Raw genomic sequence first — 20,152 nt, forward strand, 5'->3', positions numbered from 1 at the left:
CTTCGTTATCCTGTAGGGAAATCAGAGCGGGAGCCGACCCATGCAGCCTTTTCCCTCGAAGAACGTGTTTGGCGGGGCCCTCGAGCCCTGTGGGCGAGATCCGGTCACCGGATTTTACCGCGATGGCCGCTGTGCCACGGGCTACGACGACCAAGGCATGCATACCGTGTGCGCCGAGGTTACCCGTGAGTTTCTGGATTTCTCCCTGGCCCAGGGGAACGACTTGATGACGCCGATGCCGGAGTTCGGCTTCCCCGGTTTGCAGGCCGGTGATCGCTGGTGCCTCTGTGCGGCGCGCTGGCTGGAGGCCTACCGGGCGGGGGCCGCTCCCGGGGTATTTCTGCGTGCGACCCACGAGGAGACCCTGGCAGTGATCCCGCTGGATATCCTCAAGGAGCACGCCCGCGATCCGGCCGATTAAGGCGAGGGTGCGCGGCGATTGGGGACGCGCACAACGGGGGTGTTGTAGTGGCATTCTCGGGCCTGGGCTGGGTTCCGAGAGGGGCAACAGGGGGAAGACGGATGATTCCGTATATCGTGGGAGTGAAAATATTCCGCATCGACACCGGGTGCGCGCATCACGGAGAGCCCATTGATGGCTGATGCGAACTCAGTACCTGCGATTGAGCGCTTCCGGATCACCCGGACGCTTGGGGCCAGTAGCCGGGACGGGCTTTATGTGGCGCATGATCCGTTGCTGGACCGCCAGGTCTCGATTCGTACGCTGACCAACACCGCGGCGGATGCGGCGACGCGCCAGGCGCTGCTCGAGGAAGCCCGCCAGTTGAGCCGCTTCCGCCATACGAACATCGCCCCAGCCACGAGCCCTCAATCAGTCGCCACATCCCCGATGAGTTTCGCCAGGCCCCGGACGCTCGCAGTTTCCTGTTGCTGCCCTTGGCGGTTCGCGATCGCTGCGTGGGGCTGCTGTATCTGGAACTGCCGGAGGGTGGGTCTCTGGACTCGGTCGTGTTGAAGTCCATGAAGGCGGTGCGTAATCAGATGGCCTTGGCGATACGCCAGGGACGCGACTGAAGCGGAATCAGCTGGCGGGCGCCTCGATGATGGCATCCAGCGGGTTGTCCTCGGGCAGGGCGCGCATGCGGCCCTGGCGCAGCTCCTGAGCGACCCCCTGCAGGCTGTGGCGCCGCGACTGCACGCCATCCATGGACAGGAAAAAGAACCGCCGGGTGGTTTCTCCGCGCCAGATCAGTGCCATGCGTTGCGGGTGTTCACCGTTCTCGTCAATGAATTCGAACCAGTCGCCCACATCGAGGCCGATGGCCGCGAACACGTGGTCATCGTCGCGGTCCTGGTCCAGGGTCGGATCGTCGTCCTCGTAGCGCACCGATTCGCGAATCTGCAGGCGGGCACGGGGATCGAAGCGTTCCGCGTCTTCTGGCGCCCGTAGCCGGAATAGGTGGGCCTTGCCCAAGTGCTGTACCAGGTCGCGAATGCGATCGTCCCCCAGCCCCGCGGCCCGCGCGTGGTCCCGCGCCTCGGCGACCAGCGGATTGACCTCCTGCGCGGTGGCCATGTTGCAGATGTGTCGGACCACCTGACGCAGCACCCGATGCAGGGATTCGCCGGCCTCCCCCGCATCGTGTTCCACCGCCAATACTGTCTCCCAGGACTGGAAGATCTCCTCGGCCGCTGTTTCGGGCAGGTCGGCACCCGTCTCCAGGGCGGCAAGGGCGAGATTGCGGCGTGCCTGCTCGGCCCATTCCTCGGCGTGTGGCAAGTCGATCTGCATCACCTGACGCTCGCGCCAGTGGGTGTCTTCCGCCTCGACCTGATCGAGGAAGTGGTTCATCAGCACCTCGGCGGCGTCACGATCCATGCGGTCCGCCTGGTTGCGCAGGTGTTCCACTGACTGTCGGATGCAACCGAGGTAGCGTTCCACGTCCTCGCTGTCGGGCTCGGTCTGCGGGTTAATTCGGATGGCGACATTGATCAGGCTCCCAATCCATAGCCGTAGCGGGTGCGAGCGGTCACGGAAGAAGCCGAGGTCGTGGATGACCGCGGTCGCCAGTGGGTACTGCATCTCGGCGATGACGGTCCGGACGGAGGGGTTGAACCCGACCTCGCGAAAGATGTGATCGAACAGCCCCTGCAGCAAGTCGTGGATGAACGGCATCAGCGCGCTTCGCGGGTCGGCCTGTTGGCCCGGCATCACGAAGGCGGTGGTCGGTGTGGTCCCCGCCGCTACGGCGCCATTGCCGCCGCCTGTTCCGCCTCCGGCGGGGCGGAACACGGGCGATTGGACCATGTTGGAGGCCCAGGCGGCCCACTGCGACGGGTCCGCCTCCGTATCCGGCATTGTGTGGGAGGGCTCCGCCTCGGCGGCCCGCGTGGAGGGCCGCCAGCGGGAGGTGTCGCTCGCGGGTTCGGCCTCTGTGGCCGCGTCGTCGTCTCGGTTGCCGGCGAAGCGCTTCCAGGAGGCGTTCTTGCGCAACGTGCCGGCCGCTTCAGGGTCGGTTCGCGGTTCGGTGATCAGGCCGCAATGGTCGATGGCCTCCACCACGAAGGCGAGCGTGGGCGCTGCGGTCTTTTGCACGCAGTCGAGATAGGAGCGCATCAGGTCCAGCGTCATCTCGGTCTTGCCGAAATACAGCTCACCGATCTCGATCAGCCGTTCGTACCAGTGAAGGGGCGACCAGGGGGCCCAGTTGGGGTATTCGAAGCGGTTTTTCTCCTGCGCCGCCTGGGTGAAGACGTAGTGCGAATAGCGGTTGTTCTCACGCATCGCGCCTTCCAGCTTGTGCCGGAGCGAGCGGCGTGTGGACTGATAGTCATCAAGGATAGTGAGACCGTCATCCTGGTCCGCGAACGCAACTCCGGAGAACTCGTATTGCGGCGGGTAGTCGTGGCTGCGGAAATCCTCCATCAGGGCGTCCTGGAAATCCCGGATCACGCGCGTCTCGAACATGCGGAAGTCGTTCGCCCACAGCAGGGTGTTACCACTAACATTGCCCCAGGTGCGCCCGGCTTCCCATTCGTCGCGGGCGGTGGCAAGGCAACGTTCCAGGTGCTCGGTCACGCGAGGAACGACCATCTCGGCGAGTTGTTCCCGCTGTACGATCGACAGCCCCGCCATCCCGGTCCACTTGCGCGCTGTGGCGACAGGCGGGTTGGTGGAGCCAAGAATTGTGTCCTGGTCGAGTGGCATGGGGTCACTCCGGTGCTGAGTGTAAGGCCGCGTCGAGGTGGCCGCCGCCCCATCGTCCCGCAAAACAGAGATGTGTGCACCAGTTTGGGGAACGGGAGCGTTAGCAATTTACACTGGGCACACTAACGGACTGGCCTAGTTCGGGGCAGGTCGATAGTGTAGGAACGATATGGAAGGGGTCGAACCCTACGACCGCCGGATGGATGTCGGAGCGTTTTCGTATGTCCTGGGGATTGATACAGCAGGAGATTCCCGTCGCGGAACTGCAGGTTGGCATGTACGTGAGCCAGCTCGATCGCCCGTGGCGGGATACCCCGTACTGGGTCGAGGGCATCTTGATCCGCTCGCAAGAGGATATCGACGAGTTGGCCCGGCACTGCCATCACGTGTTTATCGACCTGGAGAAGAGTGCCCCGGAGTCGGTGAGCAAGCTGGCGTCCCCCACACGTGATACTGCGCGGGCTGATTCGGTTCCGAGCCGTGCCGAGGCGGCCCAGTTTCGTGGCATGACGGTTTATCGTGACCAGTGCTCCGTGGACGAAGAGTTGCCCGCCGCGCGCGAGGCCTGGGCTACGGCCGGAACGGTCCTGGAGCAGATACGCGCCGGCTTGGAGCGTAACCCAGGGGTACGTGTGGCGGGCGCGCGCGAGGCCTCCGAGGCGTTGCGCGAGAGCGTGGAGCGTAACCCCGATGCCCTGTTGTTGTTGGCCCGCCTGCGCGAGTCGGGCGATGTTCTGTATGACCACTCCCTGCGGGTGTCGATTCATCTGCTGGCCCTGGGCCGGCATCTGGGCCTCGATCGTTCCGAGCTTTCGGTGCTGGGCCTGGGCGGGCTCCTGATGGATGTGGGCAAGATGCAGCTGCCGCAAGAGTTGCTCGAGCGCGGGAAGCGGCTCGCCCCCGAAGAACGGCGCGAGGTACAACGGCACGTGGAGTACGGAGAGCAGATCTTGCTGCGGTCCCACGGGATCCCGGATAAGGTCCGCGATATCGTCATGCAACACCACGAACGTGAGGACGGTCGCGGCTATCCGCATGGGCTGGTGGCCAACGAGATCAGCGCCTGTGCGCGCATGGCCGCGATCGTCGATTCCTACGAGGAGATGCTCGCCGATCAGCGCTTGGCTGGAACCCCGTACGAAGCCCTGAAGGAGCTTCGCGAGTTCGGGCGTTGGGGACTGAATTCGGCGTTAGTCGACCAGTTCACCCATTGTGTCGGGCTGTTCCCGGTCGGCAGTCTGGTGGAGCTGGACAGCGGTGAGGTGGCCATTGTGCTGAGCCACCGCAGGACCCAGCGCTTCATGCCAAGGGTGATGCGCATTCTGGACCCGAAGCGACGTCCCTATCCCGATCCGCTGGAGCTCGATCTGGGTTCGACGGACCCGGAATCCGAGGGTGCCCAACGGCAGATCATGCGCGATTTGCCGCCTGGGGCCTACGGGGTCGATCCTGCACGCTATTATCTTTAGGGTAAAAGGGATCAATCGACCGGTTTCTTCGCGAGCGGGCGACTGATCCATGTTTCCCTGAAGGCACCGCTTGGGTGCCGTTGGCCGGGCCCAGCGATGTTGCCGAACCTATCGGATTATCAAGCCTTTCTCCAGCGCCTGCAGGCGAGTGGTGGCGACCGTTCGCCGGCCCTGGCCGTGATCGATCTTGAAGGGCTGGGCGATATTGACGCCGCACTGGGTTATGACGCGACGGATGCGCTGCTTCGGCAGGCCGGCGAGGCATTGGCGACGGCACTACCGGGTGGTTCCGTCGGGATGACGGGACGCCATCAACTCGCCTGCATGCTGCCCCACGTCGATGGCAGCGGATTCGCCGAGCTGGCGGGTCACAAGATGCTGCGTGTGTTGGGTGAGCCCTTTCCCTGCGGCGAACGTGAGGTGCTCCTTTGGCCGCGGGCGGGCCTGGCCTTGTCTCAGGGACTGCACCCCGTGGCACCGCGCAAATTGCTGACTCAGGCCTATGCGGCGATGCGCCAGGCTCGGCGTGAGCGGGTCCGGCTGCGTCTGCATGCCCCGGGGGCTACCGAGACGATGCTGGAGGGAGTGGATCTGTGGTCGCAGCTAGGGGATGCGATCGAGGACGGGTCCCTGCATCTCGAGTATCAGCCGCAGATTTCATTGAGGTCGGGGCAGGTGGAATCGGCCGAGGCGCTGCTGCGTTGGGATCACCCGGAATTCGGCGCAATCCGGCCGGATATCATGGTCCGCGCGGCGGAGGGCACCGACCTGATGCCACGCTTGACCCATTGGGTCTATAACACCGCCTTGCGGCAATGCGCCGAGTATCGGCAGGCAGGGCTCGCCGTTGGGGTGTCGGTGAACTTTTCCGCCGATGACTTGCAGGAGCCAGAGGTGGTGGATCTGGTAGCCCAGTCGCTGGATCTCTGGGGTGTGCCACCCGAGCAGGTAACGGTTGAACTGACCGAAACAGCGGTCATGGAAAGCCACGATGCGGCGGCACGCGATGCCCTGCACAACATGAAGCAGCTGGGTCTGCGCATCTCCATGGACGACTTTGGGATCGGGTACTCGTCCATGGAGCGACTCCTGCGGATGCCGCTGGATGAGCTCAAGATCGACATGACCTTCGTGCACGAGCTGATCTCCAGCCCGCCGCATCAGCGCATCGTGGAGTCCATGATCGGTCTTGGGCACAAGCTGGGACTTACTGTGGTGGCCGAAGGGGTCGAGGACGCGGACACGCTGAACCGCCTGCGGGCCCTGGGCTGTGACCTGGTCCAGGGGTTTTACCTCGGACGCCCGGCGCGCCTGCCACACTTCATGAAGCAGGTGTCGGGGGCGCAACCGAAGGCCAATGGGTGATCCCTGTCCGCTACCCCGGCGAGCGTGAGCGCAGGTACAGGTGAATAACGATCCAGTCGTAGAGTGCGTGGGTCACGATGACCACCAACAGGTTGCCGGTCAGGTGGTAGAGCACACCAAGATAGAGGCCGATCAGGGTGGCGAATACGAAATAGAGGCGACTGATCGAGTGGGCCAGGCCGAATACCACCGCGGCGATCAGGATCGCCCATGCCGGCGACCAGCGTTCGCTCAGCCAGCCCTGCAGGACGCCCCGAACCAGTAGCTCTTCGCCCACCCCGGCCAGTAACGAGATCAGCAGCACGGCCCCTGGCAGCGCACCACGGAAGAGGCGCTGGACGAATTCGCGTACCTGCGCCGATAATTCGCGATAGGAATCCCAGTGGCTCATGGCGAGGACACTCAGGAGTGCCAGCATCGGGAGAACCGCAAGGGCGCCCAGGGCCACGGCTTCGACGCTCCAGATCAGATGTTCATGGAGGGGGATCTCCAGCAGCCCCGCCAGAATTATTGCCAGCGGGATCAGCGCGGCCTGGAAGACGATTCCGGCCAGCAATGGGTGTCGGGCGATCGTCTTGCGCAGACTCATCGCGAGTGGACGGGGCATGCAGGGGTCATCCCCGCGAGGATGCCCGATCTCGGGGGCCGTTGTCCTGCGAAGGAAGACATTGATGCGTAGGATCTGAAAAATCCCCGCGCCGCCGAAGCGGATGCGGGGAGGGCTGTGGTGGGGCTCGGGAATCCCGGACGCGCGTCTCGTTTAGGTCTTGGCCTCCTCGATGCGGATCAGGGCCAGTTCGTGGAACAGGCCCTTCATCAGACTGACGCACATCACGAGCAGCACGATCACGAACGGCAGACCGGTACTAACGGCCCCCGCCTGCAGCGCGTTGAGAGCCGCAGCCCCGCCAACGGCCAGCAGGACCCCGGCAACGATGCCCTCGTAGGTGGCCCAGAACAGGCGCTGCGATTGTGGGGCGTCCGTCTTGCCGCCGGAGGTGATGGAGTCGATCACCAGCGAGCCCGAGTCCGACGAGGTGATGAAGAACACCAGGACGAGGGCGATCGCCAGGAACGAGGTGATGGCGGTGAAGGGCAGGTGCTCCAGCATCTGGAACAGGGCCAGCGAGGAGTCGGAGATCCCGTCGGCCAGGGCGCCGATGCCTTCTCGCGCCTGATCCACTCCGGAACCGCCGAAGGCACTCATCCAGATGACCGTGACCATGGTCGGCACCAGCAGGACCGCGGTCACGAACTGGCGCACGGTGCGTCCGCGCGAGACGCGGGCGATGAACATCCCGACGAACGGCGACCAGGAGATCCACCAGGCCCAGAAGAAGATGGTCCAGGCGTGGTAGAACGTCTCGTCCTCGCGCCCGACCGGGTTGCTGAGCGGGATGATGTACTGCACGTAGCCGGTCACCGTGGTGCCGACGCTAGACAGGAACGCAAGCACGCCGCCGGCCACCATCACGAAAAATAGCAGCAGCGCGGCGAACAGCAGGTTGATATTGCTGAGTACCTTCACGCCGCCATGGATGCCGCGCATGATCGACAGCAGGGCGATGATAGTGACCCCGATGATGATGGCGACCTGGGTGTTCAGGCCGGCATCAATGCCAAACAGGAACTCCAGACCCGAGGCCGCCTGTTGCGCCCCGAGACCGAGCGAGGTGGCCAGGCCGAACATGGTCGCGAGCACGGCGAGGGTGTCGATCACATGGCCGATGGGGCCCCACACGCGTTCCCCGAGGATCGGGTAGAACGCGGAGCGAATGGTGAGCGGCAGGCCCTTGTTGTAGGCGAAGAATGCGAGCGCCAGCCCCACCACCGCATAGATCGCCCAGGGGTGCAGACCCCAGTGATACATGGTGGCCCCCAGTGCGGCCTGCCGGGATTCCTCGGTCCCGCCTTCGATCCCCAGCGGCGTGCCGAACCATTCGGTGAAGTAGCCCACTGGCTCCGCCACGCTCCAGAACATCAGACCGATCCCCATGCCGGCGGCGAATAGCATGGAGAACCAGGAGATTACCGAGAATTCCGGCTTGGCGTCCTGCCCACCGATGCGGATACGGCCGATGGGGAGCAGGATCAGGGCCAGGCAGAACAGGACGAAGATGTTGCCGGCCGAAAGGAATAGCCAGTCGAAGGTGCGGCCAATCCACTGACGGGTGTTGTCGAGGTTCTCGTTGGCTTGTTCCGGAAAGATCAGCGAGAGGATGACGAATACGCTGATCAACAACGCGCTGGTAACAAAGACCGGGTTGTGCAGGTCCAGGCCCAGTGGGTTGATGTTTTGCTCACCGATCTCGTGGTCGGTTTCGTACTCGGCTTCCAGTTCCTTTCTCTGTTCTTCGAGGTCTTGTGGATTCTCGCTCACCGTCGCCTCCTCCATTCTGCGTGGGTGCGGCGGTATCACGGGTGCTTCTTGCTTGCGGCCGCCTGACGGGAGTAAAGACCCATGAGCGGAGAATTGCAAAAGGGGTATGAGAGATCCCGATTACGCATTCGTAACGCACGGCCATAAGTGATGGGCGTGCGAACGGCTGGGCGCCGCGCCGGGCAATGGTTGCCTTGCCATAGTCAGCGCATACGTGGATCGCGTACCTTGATGAGTCCGTGAACCCGTGTGACCGAGGACGTGGATGAAGGCTTTGTTGATTGACCCGGAGCAGCAGACGATTGAACAGGTGAATATCGCAGACCACGAGGATATCGCGCGCCTGATTGGCTACGAAACGCTTGAGTCTGACGAGATCGGGCCGGACGGTGATCGCCTGTTCTTTGACGAGGAGTGCTTCCTGCGGGGCACGACGGGACGTTTCCAGATCGACAACGTGATTCCGGTTTCCGGTAAGGGACTGGTTGTGGGGAGTGCCGAAGAAGGGGCCAGCCTGAGGGATGTCGTATCCGATCCCGATTCGATTCGGGCGCGGATGAAGTACCTGTAGGGTTGGCTCAGCGCAGCTGGCTGTCCTTGGAGGCCCGCCGGTTGTAGGGGCTGGTGGCCTGTCGCTCGGTGTCCTGCGCCTCCTGGCAGGTGACGCACAGGCGCACGCCCGGTAGAGCCTTGCGCCGGCCCTCGGGGATCGGCGTGCCGCATGCCTCGCATTCGGTCAGACTCTCGCCGGCCGGAATCTGGCTGCGCACGCGCTGCAGGGCATCTTCGACCGTGTGGTCGATCTGCTCCTGCTCCGCGCCGTCTTTTGCCCATCCGCCTGCCATAGCGTGTCCTCGCATCGGGGTGGCCTTTCGGTATGAGACTGTAGCCCTCGGGTCGGAAGTTCCGTCTCCCTAACCGTGGCCGAACTCGCGCGCGACGTAATCGATGTCCTTGTCGCCGCGTCCAGAGAGGTTGGCCAGGATCGTTGTGCCCGGCTGTTCGCGGCCCTGTTTCATCGCCCAGGCGACGGCGTGCGCGCTCTCCAGTGCCGGGATGATCCCCTCGGTGCGCGAGAGCTGGTAGAAGGCATTCAGCGCATCATCGTCGTTGATTGCGTGATAGGCGACGCGCTCGGTGGTCCTCAGGTAAGAGTGCTCCGGTCCGACCCCGGGGTAGTCCAGCCCCGAGGCGATGGAGTGGACCGGGGCCGGATTGCCTTCGTCGTCGGCCAGCAGCATGCACTTGAAGCCGTGGATCATGCCCGGCTTGCCATAGGTCATGGTGGCGGAGTGTTCGCCCAGCTTGGTGCCGCGCCCCAGTGGCTCCACGCCGTTGAGTTGCACCTGTGCGTCCTCGATGAAGCCCGCGAACATGCCCATCGCATTGGAGCCGCCGCCGATGCAGGCGACCACGTGATCGGGCAGTTCGCCGTCGCTCATCTCCAGATATTGCTCGCGCGCCTCGATGCCGACCACGGACTGAAAGTTACGTACCATCAGCGGAAACGGGTGCGGCCCGACCACGGACCCGATCGCGAACAGCGCCTCGGCGGCCTGCGAGAGGTAGGACTGAAAGGCGGAATCCACGGCCTCTTTCAGGGAACGCCCCCCGAACGATACCGGTACGACTTGCGCCCCCATCAGCTTCATTCGGGTGACATTGGGGGCTTCCTTGGCGATATCGATCTCGCCCATGTGAATCTCGCATTCCATCCCGAAGTAGGCGGCTGCGGTGGCCAGGGCGACACCGTGCTGCCCGGCGCCGGTCTCGGCGATCAATTTCTTCTTGCCCATGTGTTTGGCCAGCAATGCCTCGCCCATGCAGTGGTTCAGCTTGTGCGCGCCGGAGTGGTTCAAGTCTTCGCGTTTGAGGTAGATGTGTGCACCCACCGCTCGGCTCAGGTTGTGGGCGTAGTACACCGGCGTCGGCCGCCCCTGGTAGTGCTTGCGGATGTAGCGCAGCTCGTTCAGGAAATCGCCAGAGCGCACGAGCGTCCGATAGGCGCGGTTGATCTCGGCGAAGTGCGGCTCCAGTTCTGGCGGGAGGAATGCGCCACCAAATTCACCAAAAAAGCCTTCCGCGTTGGGGTAGTCCTTGAGATACGACATGGGCGGTCTCACTGCCTTGTGTTGTTGAAAGGGCCTATGGGGCCGGTTCGGGGCTGTATGATCCTGCGTCCCATCCGGAATGCCAACCCGGCCAGAGCCGATCAGGGTCTGTCGGGCGGTATATCCGCGCCGACCGTTTCATACGGCCTCACGCCGTACATTCCTCCAGGAGCCGCGCATACAGGTCGCGATCCTGTTCCGTGTGGAGCACGAACCGGATATGGCCGACTGCGTCCAGTCTTGGCGTGGCGTCCAGAACGGTCTGGATTGCGATTCGGGCGGCGTCTTCCAGTGGATAACCGAATGCCCCGGTCGACAGTGCTGGGAAGGCAACGCTGTAGATTCCGGCCTCCTCGGCTCGGGTCAGGGCATTGCGATAGCAGGCACCGAGTAGGCGACCGGCCGGCTCATCGTGCCCGTAGACCGGTCCCAGACAGTGGATGACGAAGCGGTTGGGCAGGTGGTGGCCTCCGGTCAGTACGGCCTGGCCGGGTTCGATCGGGGCCAGTGGCTGGCCCTCGCGTTCCAAACCGGGGCCGGCGGCGCGGTGGATGGCGCCCGCGACCCCGCCTCCGGGGCGCAGCCAGGCATTCGCGGCATTGACTACGGCGTCCATGTCGCGCTGTGCGGCGATGTCGCCGGTGACACATTCGATGGTGGTGCCGTGGATGTCGACGCGCATGGGCCTCTCCCTTGGGAAACGCTGATTAATGTGCACGCTCGCGCTCGAGTCGCTTTTGCGTGCGAACAAGGCGCGGTGACTGCGGTGCAGTCATTCTGCACAAAGGAACCGCAACGCCGTTTCCCGCGCCCGTTTTTGATAACAACGGGCGGCCGAGCCCCTGCTCTCAATAGGTTGTGGGGTTGGTACCCCAGGTTCCCCGATCCTGCGTTGCGCCCCAATCCATCAAAAACGGGCGGGTAGAACCACTATCCGCTGCGCGACGCGCCTTGCCTCGGAAAACCTGGGGTGCCAACGCGAGCGTGTACATTAATCAGCGTTTCCCTTGGGTCGCTGGCCGTACTCCCAAGCATAGGGAAGCGCTTGGATCTCGGAAACCGGGTTAGCCGATACGGTCGCGTACCTCCGCAGTCAGCTCTAGCGAGCGCCTGCGATCGGCGTGATCGAAGGTGGAGGTGGTGATGATCAGCTCGTCGGCGGCCGTCTGCTCGAGAAAGTCGCGGATCTCGCGTTCCACGGTGTCAGGAGCGCCGATCGCGGAGCAGGCCATGGTCTGTTCGACGATGGCCCGCTCTGCGCGATCCAGCTGCTCCCGGTATTCCCGAATCGGGGGCTGGATCGGCTCCGGGCGCCCACGACGGAGACTCACGAAGGCCTGCTCCATGGAGCTTGCAAGGGTGCGGGCCTCGGCGTCGGTCTCTGCGGCATACACGTTGTATCCCACCATGGCGTAGGGTTGTGCCAGGTAGGAAGAGGGGCGGAACTGGCTGCGATAAAGCTCCAGCGCAGACATGAGTTGGCCTGGCGCGAAATGAGAGGCGAACGCGTAGGGCAGACCCAGTTGGGCTGCGAGTTGCGCTCCGAACAGGCTGGATCCGAGTATCCATATGGGCACTTTCTGGCCCGCCCCAGGGATGGCGTGAATGACCTGGTTCGGCTGTGGCTCGTCGAAGTAGGTCAAGAGCTCGGCGACATCGCGGGGGAACTGGTCGGGGTCGATGTCGGGTGCGCGGCGCAGGGCACGTGCCGTGGTCGGGTCGGTTCCCGGTGCCCGGCCCAAACCCAGATCAATGCGCCCCGGATAGAGGGCGTTGAGGGTACCGAACTGCTCGGCCACGATCAGCGGGGCGTGGTTGGGAAGCATGATCCCGCCGGCACCGACCCGAATGCGCTGCGTCGCCGCGGCCACCTGGCCAATCACGACGGCGGTGGCCGCACTGGCGATACCGGGCATGTTGTGGTGTTCCGCCAGCCAGTAGCGATGGAAGCCCAGTGTCTCGGCATGCTGGGCCAGATCCAGGGTGTTGTGGAGCGCTTGCGTGGCGTCGCCCCCGGCGGTGATCGGGGCGAGGTCGAGTACGGAGAATGCGGTCATGGTCCGAATTGTACCGATGTGGCAGGTGGCCGCAGACCTCGTCAGTCATGGCGGGGTCTATAGTCAAGAAAGGCTTTGCGGAGGGCATGCCATGGGTATTTCGAGGACCTTGAGCGATTTTCTGGACCAGCATGCGGTGACCTATCAGGTGGTGCATCACCCGCACTCCGATTCCGCCAGCCGCTCGGCCGAGGCGGCCCATATACCGGGTGATGCCGTGGCCAAGGCCGTGCTCCTTGTGGAGGAGGACACGCAATATCGACTGGCCGTTGTGCCAGCTACACGCCGCGTGAAGCTGGGCCAGTTGCACCGCCTGCTCGGCGACCACGTGGGCCTGGCCACCGAGGACGAGGTTGCCAGTGTCTTTGCGGATTGCGAGCGTGGTGCTATCCCTGCGTTGGGTCCGGCCTACGGGTTGGAAACGCTGGTGGATGACACCTTGCTGGAGCAGCATGACGTGTATTTCGAGGCCGGCGACCATGAGTCTCTGGTGCACTTGGGCGAAGGGGACTTCCTGTTCCTTCTGGGTCAGCCCCGGCGCGGCCAGTTCAGCGCTCACGTCTGATCGCCAGGGACCGATGCTGCTATCCTAGAGAGCTTCCGTTGTAAAGGACGAGTGGTCCCCAGGTAGGGCTGTACGCGTGTTGGGGAGAGCCTGTTCTGCCCTGTTTTTCCCGCGCGCGTAGTCGGCCTTGCGGCCACGAATTTCTCATGTGTCGCGACCCTCCCATGAGGGTCCACGCGTCAGTGTGATGCATGCCGAATGGCGTGATTGCCCTGACAGGGGCCACATTTGGCCGCTGAAATGTGTGGCGTCGGGAATGATTGGCGGGGTTCGACCCGTCACATGTGTCATTCAGTGGGGGGCTGACGCGTTCCAATGATCCCAGTCACCTCGACAGTGCCCTGCATGAAGCCGACCAGCAGCTTTATCGAGCGAAGCAGCAGGGTCGCAACCGCGTATTGTGGCGGACCGAGCCGGGTTAAACAGGGAAGCTCCGAATGATGATGGATCCATTTCTGGAACAGGCGCTGGATGAGGCGCGGGCCGGGCTGGGGGAGGAGGGGATCCCGATTGGCTCGGTGCTGGTGCATAAGGGTACGGTACTTGGCCGCGGGCACAATCGGCGGGTCCAGCAGGGGAGTGCGATCCTGCACGCGGAGATGGACGCGCTGGAGAACGCCGGGCGGCAGCCCGCCCGGGTCTATCGCGAGTGCACGCTTTACACCACGTTATCGCCCTGCGCGATGTGCAGTGGGGCGATCGTCCTGTACGGCATCCCGCGGGTGGTGATTGGCGAGAACGCGTCGTTCATGGGCGAGGAGGACTGGCTGCGTGGTCACGGAATCCAGGTGGATGTCGTGCAGGACCCGGCGTGCCGGGCGCTGATGCAGAATTTCATCGAAACCTATCCGGAGTTGTGGCACGAGGACATCGGCCACTGAGGCACCGCTTTAAGGGTGCCCGCGGTCGGCGTGGCTAGGGGTTTTCCCTGGGAGGTCATCGGCGTAGGGGTAATCGCTGGCTTCGAGGTTCTCCTGGAAGGTCTCCAGGCGCTCCACGGCCAGATCCGTGCGGTTGAACTGCGCGATATGGAACAGGGCATCGCCTTCGTTGATTAGCGGCAGGTTGAGCTCGCCAATGATGATGCCGGAGGCCGGCGCCAGGATCTCGGTCTCGGTCTCGCCGAAGGGGTCGGAGATGATGGCCAGGCGGGTCTGGTCGCGGACCACGCGGTCGCCCTGTCGCACGAAGGTGCGCAGGATGCCGCTTTGCGGCGCCCGTACCCACCCGCTGGTGCGGGCCATGATGGGCTCCTTGCGGGCGCGTCGCCGCACGGCGGGAAGCATCTCCAGCTGGCGCATCACTTCGATGATGCCGTGCACCCCGCCACGAATCGAGAGCTCGTCGAAGCGCAGGGCCTCGCCGGCCTCGTAGAGCAGGATCGGGACCTGGCGTTCAGCGGCGGCCTCGCGCAGGGAGCCATCTCGCAGGGCCGAATTGAGGATCACCGGTGCACCGAAGGCCCGGGCCAGATCGAGCGTTTCCGGGTGGTCGAGGTTGGCGCGGATCTGGGGGAGGTTGGAGCGGTGGATAGCGCCGGTGTGGAGGTCGATCCCGTGGGTGCTGCGCTGGACGATTTCGCGCATGAATAGCCGGGCCACGCGGGCGCCTAGCGAGCCCTTCTGCGATCCCGGGAAACAGCGGTTCAGATCACGCCGGTCGGGCAGGTAACGGCTCTGGTTGATGAAGCCGTGCATATTGACCACCGGTACCGCGAGCAATGTGCCCTTCATGCGGCGCAGCGCAGGTACCTTGAGCAGCCGCCGGATGATCTCGACCCCGTTGATCTCGTCGCCGTGGATCGCGGCACTGACGAACAGCACCGGACCCTTGCGGCGTCCGCACAGCACCTGCACCGGCATATTGGTGGGGGTGTGGGTATAGAGGGCCCCCAGCTCGAGTTCCACCGTGCGGCGTTCGCCGGGGCGTACGGTCGTGCTGCCGATGGTGATCGGATTGTTGCGTAGAGCGCGGGGTGTTCCGGGCATTAGTGCTTCTCGCAACAAGTTGGGAGACCTCGGACCGTCGCCAAGGGTCGGCGAAGAGGGTGTGTCGGGATCATTAGCCGCTGCCCTTGGTCTTGGTGCGGTTGGGCTTGCCGTTCTTCTCGATGAATTCGATGATCATGCCGGCCACATCCTTGCCCGAGGCGTTCTCGATGCCCTCCAGACCGGGGGACGAGTTCACCTCCATTACCACCGCCCCATGGTTGGAACGCAGCAGGTCCACGCCACAGACATTGAGGCCCATCACTTTGGCGGCGCGCACGGCCGTGGCACGTTCCTCCGGCGTGATACGACACAGGGTAGCGCTGCCGCCGCGGTGCAGATTGGATCGGAACTCGCCTTCCTTGGCCTGGCGCTTCATTGAAGCGACCACCTTGTCGCCGATCACGAAGCAGCGGATATCGGAGCCTTTCGCCTCCTTGATGTACTCCTGCACGAGGATGTGCTGCTTGAGACCCATGAAGGCCTGGATCACGCTCTCGGCGGCCTGCTTGGTCTCGGCCAAAACCACGCCCAGGCCCTGGGTGCCCTCCAGCAGTTTGATCACGCAGGGTGCGCCGCCGACGGTGGCCAGCAGGTCATCGATGTCATCCGGCGAGTGAGCAAATCCGGTGACCGGGAGCCCGATGCCACGACGCGACAGCAGCTGAAGGCTGCGCAGCTTGTCGCGTGAGCGGGAGATTGCGACCGACTCGTTCAGGGGGTAGACGTTCATCATTTCGAACTGCCGCAGGATGGCCGTTCCGTAGAACGTGACCGAGGCGCCGATACGCGGGATCACCGCGTTGAACTGGTCCAGGATGTCGCCTTTGTAGTGGATCTGCGGCTTGTGAGCGGTGATGTTCATGTAGCAGCGCAATGGGTCCACGACGCGCACCTCGTGGTCGCGTTGTTCGGCGGCCTCGACCAGGCGCCGGGTGGAGTAGAGCTTGCTGTTGCGCGAGAGAATACCGAGTTTCATGCAGACGCCTGTTGAGCTGAGGAGGGTTACGGGTGGTGGCCAGTGACAAACGACGCTTGGGGGTCGACAAGGAAGCGACCGCGCATGGCCTCGCGGCCGAGTAGCATGCGAAAGAGCATGGTATCGCGGCTGGTCAAGGAGAGTTCAACTGGCAACAAGATCGATCCGAGCTGCACGCGGGTGGCGATGAAGTAGCGCTCGCCGGTGTGGCCGCCTGAATCCGTCACGCTGCGGATATCCAATACCGGCGCTTCATGCCAGACCTCGGTCTCGGCGTCGCGCTGGTAAGGATGGATGCCGAAGCGCACCCATTCATGTCCATCGCGGGTAAAGGGATCGATCTGGAAGGTATGCAGCGCGGAGCTGCGCGCGCCGGTGTCGACCTTGCACTTGATGGCCGGGATATCGAAATCGGGCAAGCCAACCCATTCGCGCCAGCCGAGGATCGGCCGGTTGCGGGGTTCAGTTTGAGCGGGGTTTAAAGAGGACGAGCGATCCACGTGGGCTCCCGGAACGGGTCGAACCCACACTATAACGAATCGCCCGTCCGGTGCTGGGCGTTTACCCGTTCAATCTCCGGCGATTGCCGGGTTGGTCAGGGCGTCGAGGGCGTTGCTCATGCTGTCGAGGATGCCGTCACGATTCTCGATCCCGTGGCGCCCATGTTCATGCGACCAGAAGATATGCCCCGATGTCTGGAGCGGTAGAGGTGGCATGCCGGGCGGGCCGGTAAAGGGTCCGCCCGGTTCTCGGCCAGGCGTGCGACTTCAGCTGACTGCGGCCAGGGTTACTGCATCAGGAGGTACCCTTCGTGCTGCAGCTCGATGATCTCGGCATCGGCCATCGGCACGACGTTGACGAAACCGTGGATATCTTCCAGCTCGATGCCGCGAAGGCGGGCAGATGCCTCACACATGCGGAATTCGACCGGTCCAGCGTCCGTCAGGGACTTGGCCCGGCGCATCAGCTCCTCGTGCTCGTCGAATTCGTCGCGGGTGAAGTAGGGCACTTCCTGCCCGTGCAGCACCAGTACGATATGCGCCTCGAACGGATCGGCTTCGTAGACGTTGTTCAGCATGCTCACGCGGTCCAGGACCATCTCCAGTTCTCGGGCGCTACTGGTGTACACGTCGTAGACCACCTTGCGGGGTTCATATGGGCGATCCATCTTCTCGGCCGAGCCCCAGGGGAGGTTGTCATCGGCACTGGCGACCAATGGCATGGCGAGCAGGCTGGCGGCGGCCAGAAGGATCAGCAGCAGGCGGATCAAGGGTCGGTTCTTCCGGTTCATGGGGGACTCCTTTTGGTGTGGCTTGTCAGGGTTCGACGTCGCAGCGGCCCGGGGTCTTCCCTCGGGTTACATCCGGGTCTCGCCCTGGCTGCGCAGTATACGTTCGAGGAAGGATTCCATCGCGACGGTGACGCGGCGGCCAAGGGTCTGTGGGCGGTGATACGTGAGCTCGAAAACATCCGCTTCGCGGGTCAGTTCCAGCAGTAGATCGTCGCTGGTGCGCAGCTCATCGGCCAGGCCCATCTCGCGGGCCTGTTCGCCGTACCAGTGCTCGCCGGTGGCGACCTGTTCAAGGTCCAACTGCGGGCGATACCGGGTCAGGAAGGTCTTGAACAGTTCGTGGGCCTCTTCCAACTGCTCACGGAATTTCTTGCGGCCCTCGTCGGTGTTTTCGCCGAGCATGGTCAGCGTGCGCTTGTATTCGCCTGCGGTCAGCAGCTCGATGTCGATATCGTTGCGCGTCAGCCAACGGTGAAAATTGGGGATCTGAGCCACGACGCCGATGGACCCCAGGACCGCGAACGGGGCTGCCACGATGCGGTGACCGACTGCCGCCATCATGTAGCCGCCGCTGGCGGCCACGCGATCCACCGTCACGGTCAGATCCATCCCCGCCTCGCGCAGGCGGGCGAGCTGGGCGGCCGCGAGCCCATAGGAGGGGACCAGCCCGCCCGGACTTTCCAGACAGACAATGGCCCGGTCCTGCTCCGGTCGCGCCATGGTCAGGATGGCGGTGATCTCTTCTCGCAGGCTTTCGACGCTGGAGGCGCGGATATCCCCCTCGAAACGAAGTACGTAAACCCGTGGACGTTCGGTAGGCGTTTCCATTTCGGGTTGCGCAGTGTCGGGGGCGTCGCGCGTTTGTTCATCGGTCGCTGTGTCCTGTTCGGCGGTGGCCCCCGTGCCTGATGTCTCGGCACCCTTGCGTGCGAGCTTGCGCGTGGCCCAGTCACGCAGGCGTTCGACGCGCCCGCGGCGGCGCTCCACTGCGCGGCGGACGGTCTTTTCCATCCGCTCGAAGCGGTCATTGAGTCGCTTGACGCTCAGGCGATCCGGACGCCGATCGCGCGAACGGGCGACCAGCCCGGCGACGGCGCTCAGCACGATCAGCACGGCAATGACCGCCGTGGCAACCTTGGCGAGGAAAAGTCCGTACTCCTGAAGAAATTCCATTTCATGTCCTGGATTGATGGCGTGGTGAGGCTCGAAGCCTGTGCGTGCATAATGCCAGCATGAATACCGATACAGTTGAAGACCCTCGTAGTGCGGGACGGTTTCTCGACCGGGAAGGTTCCGCAGTGGGCCCACTGCCCGAACCGATCATCTATGCCGGATACGCGACCCTGAGTCTGCGCCAGGTGGATGAATGGAACGGGGTACCCAAGGGCACGGCCTTTCGCCTGTTCAAGGCGCGCAAGGATCAATTACGCGAGGGGGTGGACTTCTTCTACATCCCGGAAGGCAGCGATCCTGAGTTGACCGAGACCCTGCGCATGGACCGTCGGATCTACCCCTCCACCATCCATCTGGTCTTGTTGACTGCCAACGCCTATGCCCGTCTGCGTGAGGAGTGGCACGTGCGAATCCACAACCCAGGATGCGGATGTCCCGAGGGACACTAGCCAGGCGAGGGTCAATCGACTTGCTCGCGTTCAAGCGGCTTTCGTGTGCGTGCAAGCTGTGGCGCCTGCAGGGTCGTCATTCGATCCTCGACGGTCCCCGATACCGATTGATGCCCCGAACTCATCCGGACCAAGTCGGTACGACAAGCTCCGGCCGGACACCGCAACGGGGCTTGAGGAATAGGCACCACCAATGCGGGCGGCCGCAGTGATTCGCGTCACCCTTGAACAGTGGCGCATGCTGCAGGCGGTGGTGGACGCCGGCGGTTTCGCACGGGCAGCCGAGCGGGTGCACAAGAGCCCGTCGAGCATCAACCATGCGGTGCAGAAGCTGGAAGAGCAGCTGGGCGTGGATGTCTTCGAGGTGCAGGGCCGCAAGGCGGTCCTGACCCCGGCCGGCAAGGCGCTGCTGCGCCGGGCCGAGCACCTGCTGGAAGAGGCGGCGGAGATCGAGGCCCTGGCGGGTGCGCTCGCGGCCGGGGTGGAGTCCGAGATTCGTTTGGCGGTCGATCAGCTCCTGCCGCGCGCGCCAGTGATTGGTGCCCTGGAAGCCTTCTCGCGGGCCTATCCAGCCACGCGGATCCAGTTGCACGAGGTCGTGCTCAGTGGGGGGCCTGACCTGTTGCGCGATGCGGCCGTGGACATCCTGTTGGGTCCGGAGCTTCCGTCCGGTTATCTCGGTAGCTGCCTGGGCGAGCTGTCGATGGTCTGTGTGGCGCATCCGTCGCATCCGTTGGCGCAGGCGGAGATGCTGCTGACCCGGCGCCATCTCCAGGCACACCGTCAGGTGGTGGTGCGGGATTCAGGTATCCAGGCCCCCGGCGAGGGCGGCTGGGTGGAGGCCGACCAGCGCTGGACGGTTTCCCACATGGGTACCGCCTGCGAGATCCTGCGCTCCGGTATCGGTTTTGCCTGGATGCCGGAGGACCGGATCGCCGAGGATCTTGCGGCGGGCCGGCTGGTCGAATTGAACCTGGAGGTTGGTGCTCGGCATCAGGTGCCGTTCTACATCGTGCACGCGGACCGGGATCGTGCCGGCGTGGCCAGCCAGTCCCTGATGGAAGCGCTGGAGCAAGCCTTCCGGGCGGACCCCCCTTCCTGACGGGAATTCCCTGGAGGAGCGTGCTCGCACGCGAAGCCCCGGCCCACGTCGGAC

Annotated in this window: 22 protein-coding genes and 2 pseudogenes; 11 read left to right on the top strand and 13 right to left on the bottom strand. The window is 64.0% G+C overall.

Features of this window, described 5'->3' with window-relative positions; genetic code table 11:
- Positions 1-40: 40 nt before the first annotated feature.
- The 3 genes and pseudogenes from F462_RS11060 to F462_RS13485 all read left to right on the top strand — a co-directional run.
- On the top strand, positions 41-421 hold the full coding sequence (locus tag F462_RS11060; protein WP_018140799.1) for a DUF2237 family protein: 381 nt from the start codon (positions 41-43) through the stop codon (positions 419-421).
- A 174-nt stretch (positions 422-595) separates the two neighbouring features.
- Positions 596-817: pseudogene (locus F462_RS13480) on the top strand (hypothetical protein); the annotation flags it as partial.
- Positions 817-1,035, top strand: a pseudogene (locus F462_RS13485) (hypothetical protein); the annotation flags it as partial. The pseudogenes F462_RS13480 and F462_RS13485, both read left to right, overlap by 1 nt.
- A gap of 7 nt (positions 1,036-1,042) precedes the next feature.
- On the opposite strand, the gene F462_RS11065 reads toward F462_RS13485, so the two are convergent.
- Positions 1,043-3,169, bottom strand: a complete 2,127-nt coding sequence (locus F462_RS11065; protein WP_038054107.1) for a DUF1631 family protein — start codon at positions 3,167-3,169, stop codon at positions 1,043-1,045.
- A 221-nt stretch (positions 3,170-3,390) separates the two neighbouring features.
- Between F462_RS11065 and F462_RS11070 the strand changes: the two genes are divergently transcribed.
- A complete protein-coding gene (locus tag F462_RS11070; RefSeq protein ID WP_208854140.1) occupies positions 3,391-4,638 on the top strand; it encodes an HD-GYP domain-containing protein in 1,248 nt (415 codons plus the stop codon).
- A gap of 96 nt (positions 4,639-4,734) precedes the next feature.
- Positions 4,735-6,003 (top strand): putative bifunctional diguanylate cyclase/phosphodiesterase, encoded by a 1,269-nt coding sequence (locus F462_RS11075; RefSeq protein ID WP_038054111.1) that lies wholly within the window; start codon positions 4,735-4,737, stop codon positions 6,001-6,003.
- A gap of 10 nt (positions 6,004-6,013) precedes the next feature.
- On the opposite strand, the gene F462_RS11080 is transcribed toward F462_RS11075, so the two are convergent.
- Both F462_RS11080 and F462_RS11085 read right to left on the bottom strand, forming a co-directional pair.
- Positions 6,014-6,592, bottom strand: a complete 579-nt coding sequence (locus F462_RS11080) for a CPBP family intramembrane glutamic endopeptidase (protein WP_026280159.1) — start codon at positions 6,590-6,592, stop codon at positions 6,014-6,016.
- A 171-nt stretch (positions 6,593-6,763) separates the two neighbouring features.
- Complete coding sequence (locus F462_RS11085) at positions 6,764-8,383, bottom strand: BCCT family transporter (protein ID WP_026181533.1); 1,620 nt, start codon at positions 8,381-8,383, stop codon at positions 6,764-6,766.
- Between the two features lie 265 nt (positions 8,384-8,648).
- Here F462_RS11085 and F462_RS11090 point away from each other — a divergent pair, with 265 nt between their 5' ends.
- A complete protein-coding gene (locus tag F462_RS11090) occupies positions 8,649-8,954 on the top strand; it encodes a hypothetical protein (RefSeq protein ID WP_038054116.1) in 306 nt (101 codons plus the stop codon).
- A gap of 7 nt (positions 8,955-8,961) precedes the next feature.
- On the opposite strand, the gene F462_RS11095 is transcribed toward F462_RS11090, so the two are convergent.
- The 4 genes from F462_RS11095 to F462_RS11110 form a co-directional block, all read right to left on the bottom strand.
- Positions 8,962-9,228, bottom strand: coding sequence for a DksA/TraR family C4-type zinc finger protein (locus tag F462_RS11095; RefSeq protein ID WP_018874953.1), 267 nt, complete (start codon positions 9,226-9,228; stop codon positions 8,962-8,964).
- Positions 9,229-9,297: 69 nt separating this feature from the next.
- Positions 9,298-10,494: a tryptophan synthase subunit beta gene (gene trpB / locus F462_RS11100; RefSeq protein WP_038054119.1), complete on the bottom strand. Its 1,197-nt coding sequence runs from the start codon at positions 10,492-10,494 to the stop codon at positions 9,298-9,300.
- Between the two features lie 148 nt (positions 10,495-10,642).
- Positions 10,643-11,176 (bottom strand): macro domain-containing protein, encoded by a 534-nt coding sequence (locus F462_RS11105; protein WP_018140809.1) that lies wholly within the window; start codon positions 11,174-11,176, stop codon positions 10,643-10,645.
- Positions 11,177-11,558: 382 nt separating this feature from the next.
- Positions 11,559-12,551, bottom strand: coding sequence for an LLM class flavin-dependent oxidoreductase (locus F462_RS11110; RefSeq protein WP_018140810.1), 993 nt, complete (start codon positions 12,549-12,551; stop codon positions 11,559-11,561).
- Positions 12,552-12,642: 91 nt separating this feature from the next.
- Here F462_RS11110 and F462_RS11115 point away from each other — a divergent pair, with 91 nt between their 5' ends.
- The 3 genes from F462_RS11115 to F462_RS11120 all read left to right on the top strand — a co-directional run bounded on the left by F462_RS11115 (position 12,643) and on the right by F462_RS11120 (position 13,997).
- Entirely contained in the window at positions 12,643-13,116 is a 474-nt protein-coding gene (locus tag F462_RS11115; RefSeq protein WP_018140811.1) for an aminoacyl-tRNA deacylase, read from the top strand.
- A 284-nt stretch (positions 13,117-13,400) separates the two neighbouring features.
- Positions 13,401-13,538, top strand: a complete 138-nt coding sequence (locus tag F462_RS13495; RefSeq protein ID WP_244270870.1) for a diguanylate cyclase domain-containing protein — start codon at positions 13,401-13,403, stop codon at positions 13,536-13,538.
- Between the two features lie 21 nt (positions 13,539-13,559).
- The gene (locus F462_RS11120) at positions 13,560-13,997 is read left to right on the top strand and encodes a nucleoside deaminase (RefSeq protein WP_038054951.1); all 438 of its coding nucleotides are present in this window, start codon (positions 13,560-13,562) and stop codon (positions 13,995-13,997) included.
- A 9-nt stretch (positions 13,998-14,006) separates the two neighbouring features.
- Here F462_RS11120 and F462_RS11125 read toward each other — a convergent pair whose 3' ends face one another.
- From F462_RS11125 to sohB, 6 genes are all read right to left on the bottom strand, one after another.
- Positions 14,007-15,104 carry a succinylglutamate desuccinylase/aspartoacylase family protein gene (locus F462_RS11125; RefSeq protein ID WP_038054122.1) on the bottom strand — a complete coding sequence of 366 codons (1,098 nt, stop codon included), beginning with the start codon at positions 15,102-15,104 and terminating at the stop codon, positions 14,007-14,009.
- A gap of 73 nt (positions 15,105-15,177) precedes the next feature.
- Positions 15,178-16,083, bottom strand: a complete 906-nt coding sequence (rimK, locus tag F462_RS11130) for a 30S ribosomal protein S6--L-glutamate ligase (RefSeq protein WP_018874960.1) — start codon at positions 16,081-16,083, stop codon at positions 15,178-15,180.
- A gap of 26 nt (positions 16,084-16,109) precedes the next feature.
- Positions 16,110-16,583 carry an ATP-dependent zinc protease family protein gene (locus F462_RS11135; RefSeq protein ID WP_051918124.1) on the bottom strand — a complete coding sequence of 158 codons (474 nt, stop codon included), beginning with the start codon at positions 16,581-16,583 and terminating at the stop codon, positions 16,110-16,112.
- Positions 16,584-16,652: 69 nt separating this feature from the next.
- Positions 16,653-16,799 carry a hypothetical protein gene (locus F462_RS13845; protein ID WP_167549487.1) on the bottom strand — a complete coding sequence of 49 codons (147 nt, stop codon included), beginning with the start codon at positions 16,797-16,799 and terminating at the stop codon, positions 16,653-16,655.
- 71 nt (positions 16,800-16,870) lie between these two features.
- A complete protein-coding gene (locus F462_RS11140) occupies positions 16,871-17,374 on the bottom strand; it encodes a DsrE family protein (RefSeq protein WP_018874963.1) in 504 nt (167 codons plus the stop codon).
- A 66-nt stretch (positions 17,375-17,440) separates the two neighbouring features.
- Positions 17,441-18,547, bottom strand: coding sequence for a protease SohB (gene sohB, locus F462_RS11145; protein WP_038054128.1), 1,107 nt, complete (start codon positions 18,545-18,547; stop codon positions 17,441-17,443).
- Between the two features lie 59 nt (positions 18,548-18,606).
- On the opposite strand from sohB, the gene F462_RS11150 reads away from it, so the two are divergent.
- Both F462_RS11150 and F462_RS11155 read left to right on the top strand, forming a co-directional pair.
- Complete coding sequence (locus tag F462_RS11150; protein WP_026181536.1) at positions 18,607-18,996, top strand: hypothetical protein; 390 nt, start codon at positions 18,607-18,609, stop codon at positions 18,994-18,996.
- A 193-nt stretch (positions 18,997-19,189) separates the two neighbouring features.
- Positions 19,190-20,098: a LysR family transcriptional regulator gene (locus tag F462_RS11155; RefSeq protein ID WP_018874965.1), complete on the top strand. Its 909-nt coding sequence runs from the start codon at positions 19,190-19,192 to the stop codon at positions 20,096-20,098.
- Positions 20,099-20,152: the final 54 nt, after the last annotated feature.

This window comes from Thioalkalivibrio sp. ALJ1 (assembly GCF_000745395.1).
Lineage (GTDB): Bacteria > Pseudomonadota > Gammaproteobacteria > Ectothiorhodospirales > Ectothiorhodospiraceae > Thioalkalivibrio.

Coding starts and splice junctions, on each gene's coding strand:
- F462_RS11150 (WP_026181536.1), top strand. CDS start 18,607: ATGAATACCGATACAGTTGAAGACCCTCGTAGTGCGGGACGGTTTCTC.
- F462_RS11125 (WP_038054122.1), bottom strand. CDS start 15,104: ATGCCCGGAACACCCCGCGCTCTACGCAACAATCCGATCACCATCGGC.
- F462_RS11060 (WP_018140799.1), top strand. CDS start 41: ATGCAGCCTTTTCCCTCGAAGAACGTGTTTGGCGGGGCCCTCGAGCCC.
- F462_RS11120 (WP_038054951.1), top strand. CDS start 13,560: ATGGATCCATTTCTGGAACAGGCGCTGGATGAGGCGCGGGCCGGGCTG.
- F462_RS13845 (WP_167549487.1), bottom strand. CDS start 16,799: ATGCCACCTCTACCGCTCCAGACATCGGGGCATATCTTCTGGTCGCAT.
- F462_RS11110 (WP_018140810.1), bottom strand. CDS start 12,551: ATGACCGCATTCTCCGTACTCGACCTCGCCCCGATCACCGCCGGGGGC.
- F462_RS11095 (WP_018874953.1), bottom strand. CDS start 9,228: ATGGCAGGCGGATGGGCAAAAGACGGCGCGGAGCAGGAGCAGATCGAC.
- sohB (WP_038054128.1), bottom strand. CDS start 18,547: ATGGAATTTCTTCAGGAGTACGGACTTTTCCTCGCCAAGGTTGCCACG.
- trpB (WP_038054119.1), bottom strand. CDS start 10,494: ATGTCGTATCTCAAGGACTACCCCAACGCGGAAGGCTTTTTTGGTGAA.
- F462_RS11070 (WP_208854140.1), top strand. CDS start 3,391: ATGTCCTGGGGATTGATACAGCAGGAGATTCCCGTCGCGGAACTGCAG.
- rimK (WP_018874960.1), bottom strand. CDS start 16,083: ATGAAACTCGGTATTCTCTCGCGCAACAGCAAGCTCTACTCCACCCGG.
- F462_RS11140 (WP_018874963.1), bottom strand. CDS start 17,374: ATGAACCGGAAGAACCGACCCTTGATCCGCCTGCTGCTGATCCTTCTG.
- F462_RS11065 (WP_038054107.1), bottom strand. CDS start 3,169: ATGCCACTCGACCAGGACACAATTCTTGGCTCCACCAACCCGCCTGTC.
- F462_RS11155 (WP_018874965.1), top strand. CDS start 19,190: ATGCGGGCGGCCGCAGTGATTCGCGTCACCCTTGAACAGTGGCGCATG.
- F462_RS11105 (WP_018140809.1), bottom strand. CDS start 11,176: ATGCGCGTCGACATCCACGGCACCACCATCGAATGTGTCACCGGCGAC.
- F462_RS11090 (WP_038054116.1), top strand. CDS start 8,649: ATGAAGGCTTTGTTGATTGACCCGGAGCAGCAGACGATTGAACAGGTG.
- F462_RS11115 (WP_018140811.1), top strand. CDS start 12,643: ATGGGTATTTCGAGGACCTTGAGCGATTTTCTGGACCAGCATGCGGTG.
- F462_RS11075 (WP_038054111.1), top strand. CDS start 4,735: ATGTTGCCGAACCTATCGGATTATCAAGCCTTTCTCCAGCGCCTGCAG.
- F462_RS11080 (WP_026280159.1), bottom strand. CDS start 6,592: ATGAGTCTGCGCAAGACGATCGCCCGACACCCATTGCTGGCCGGAATC.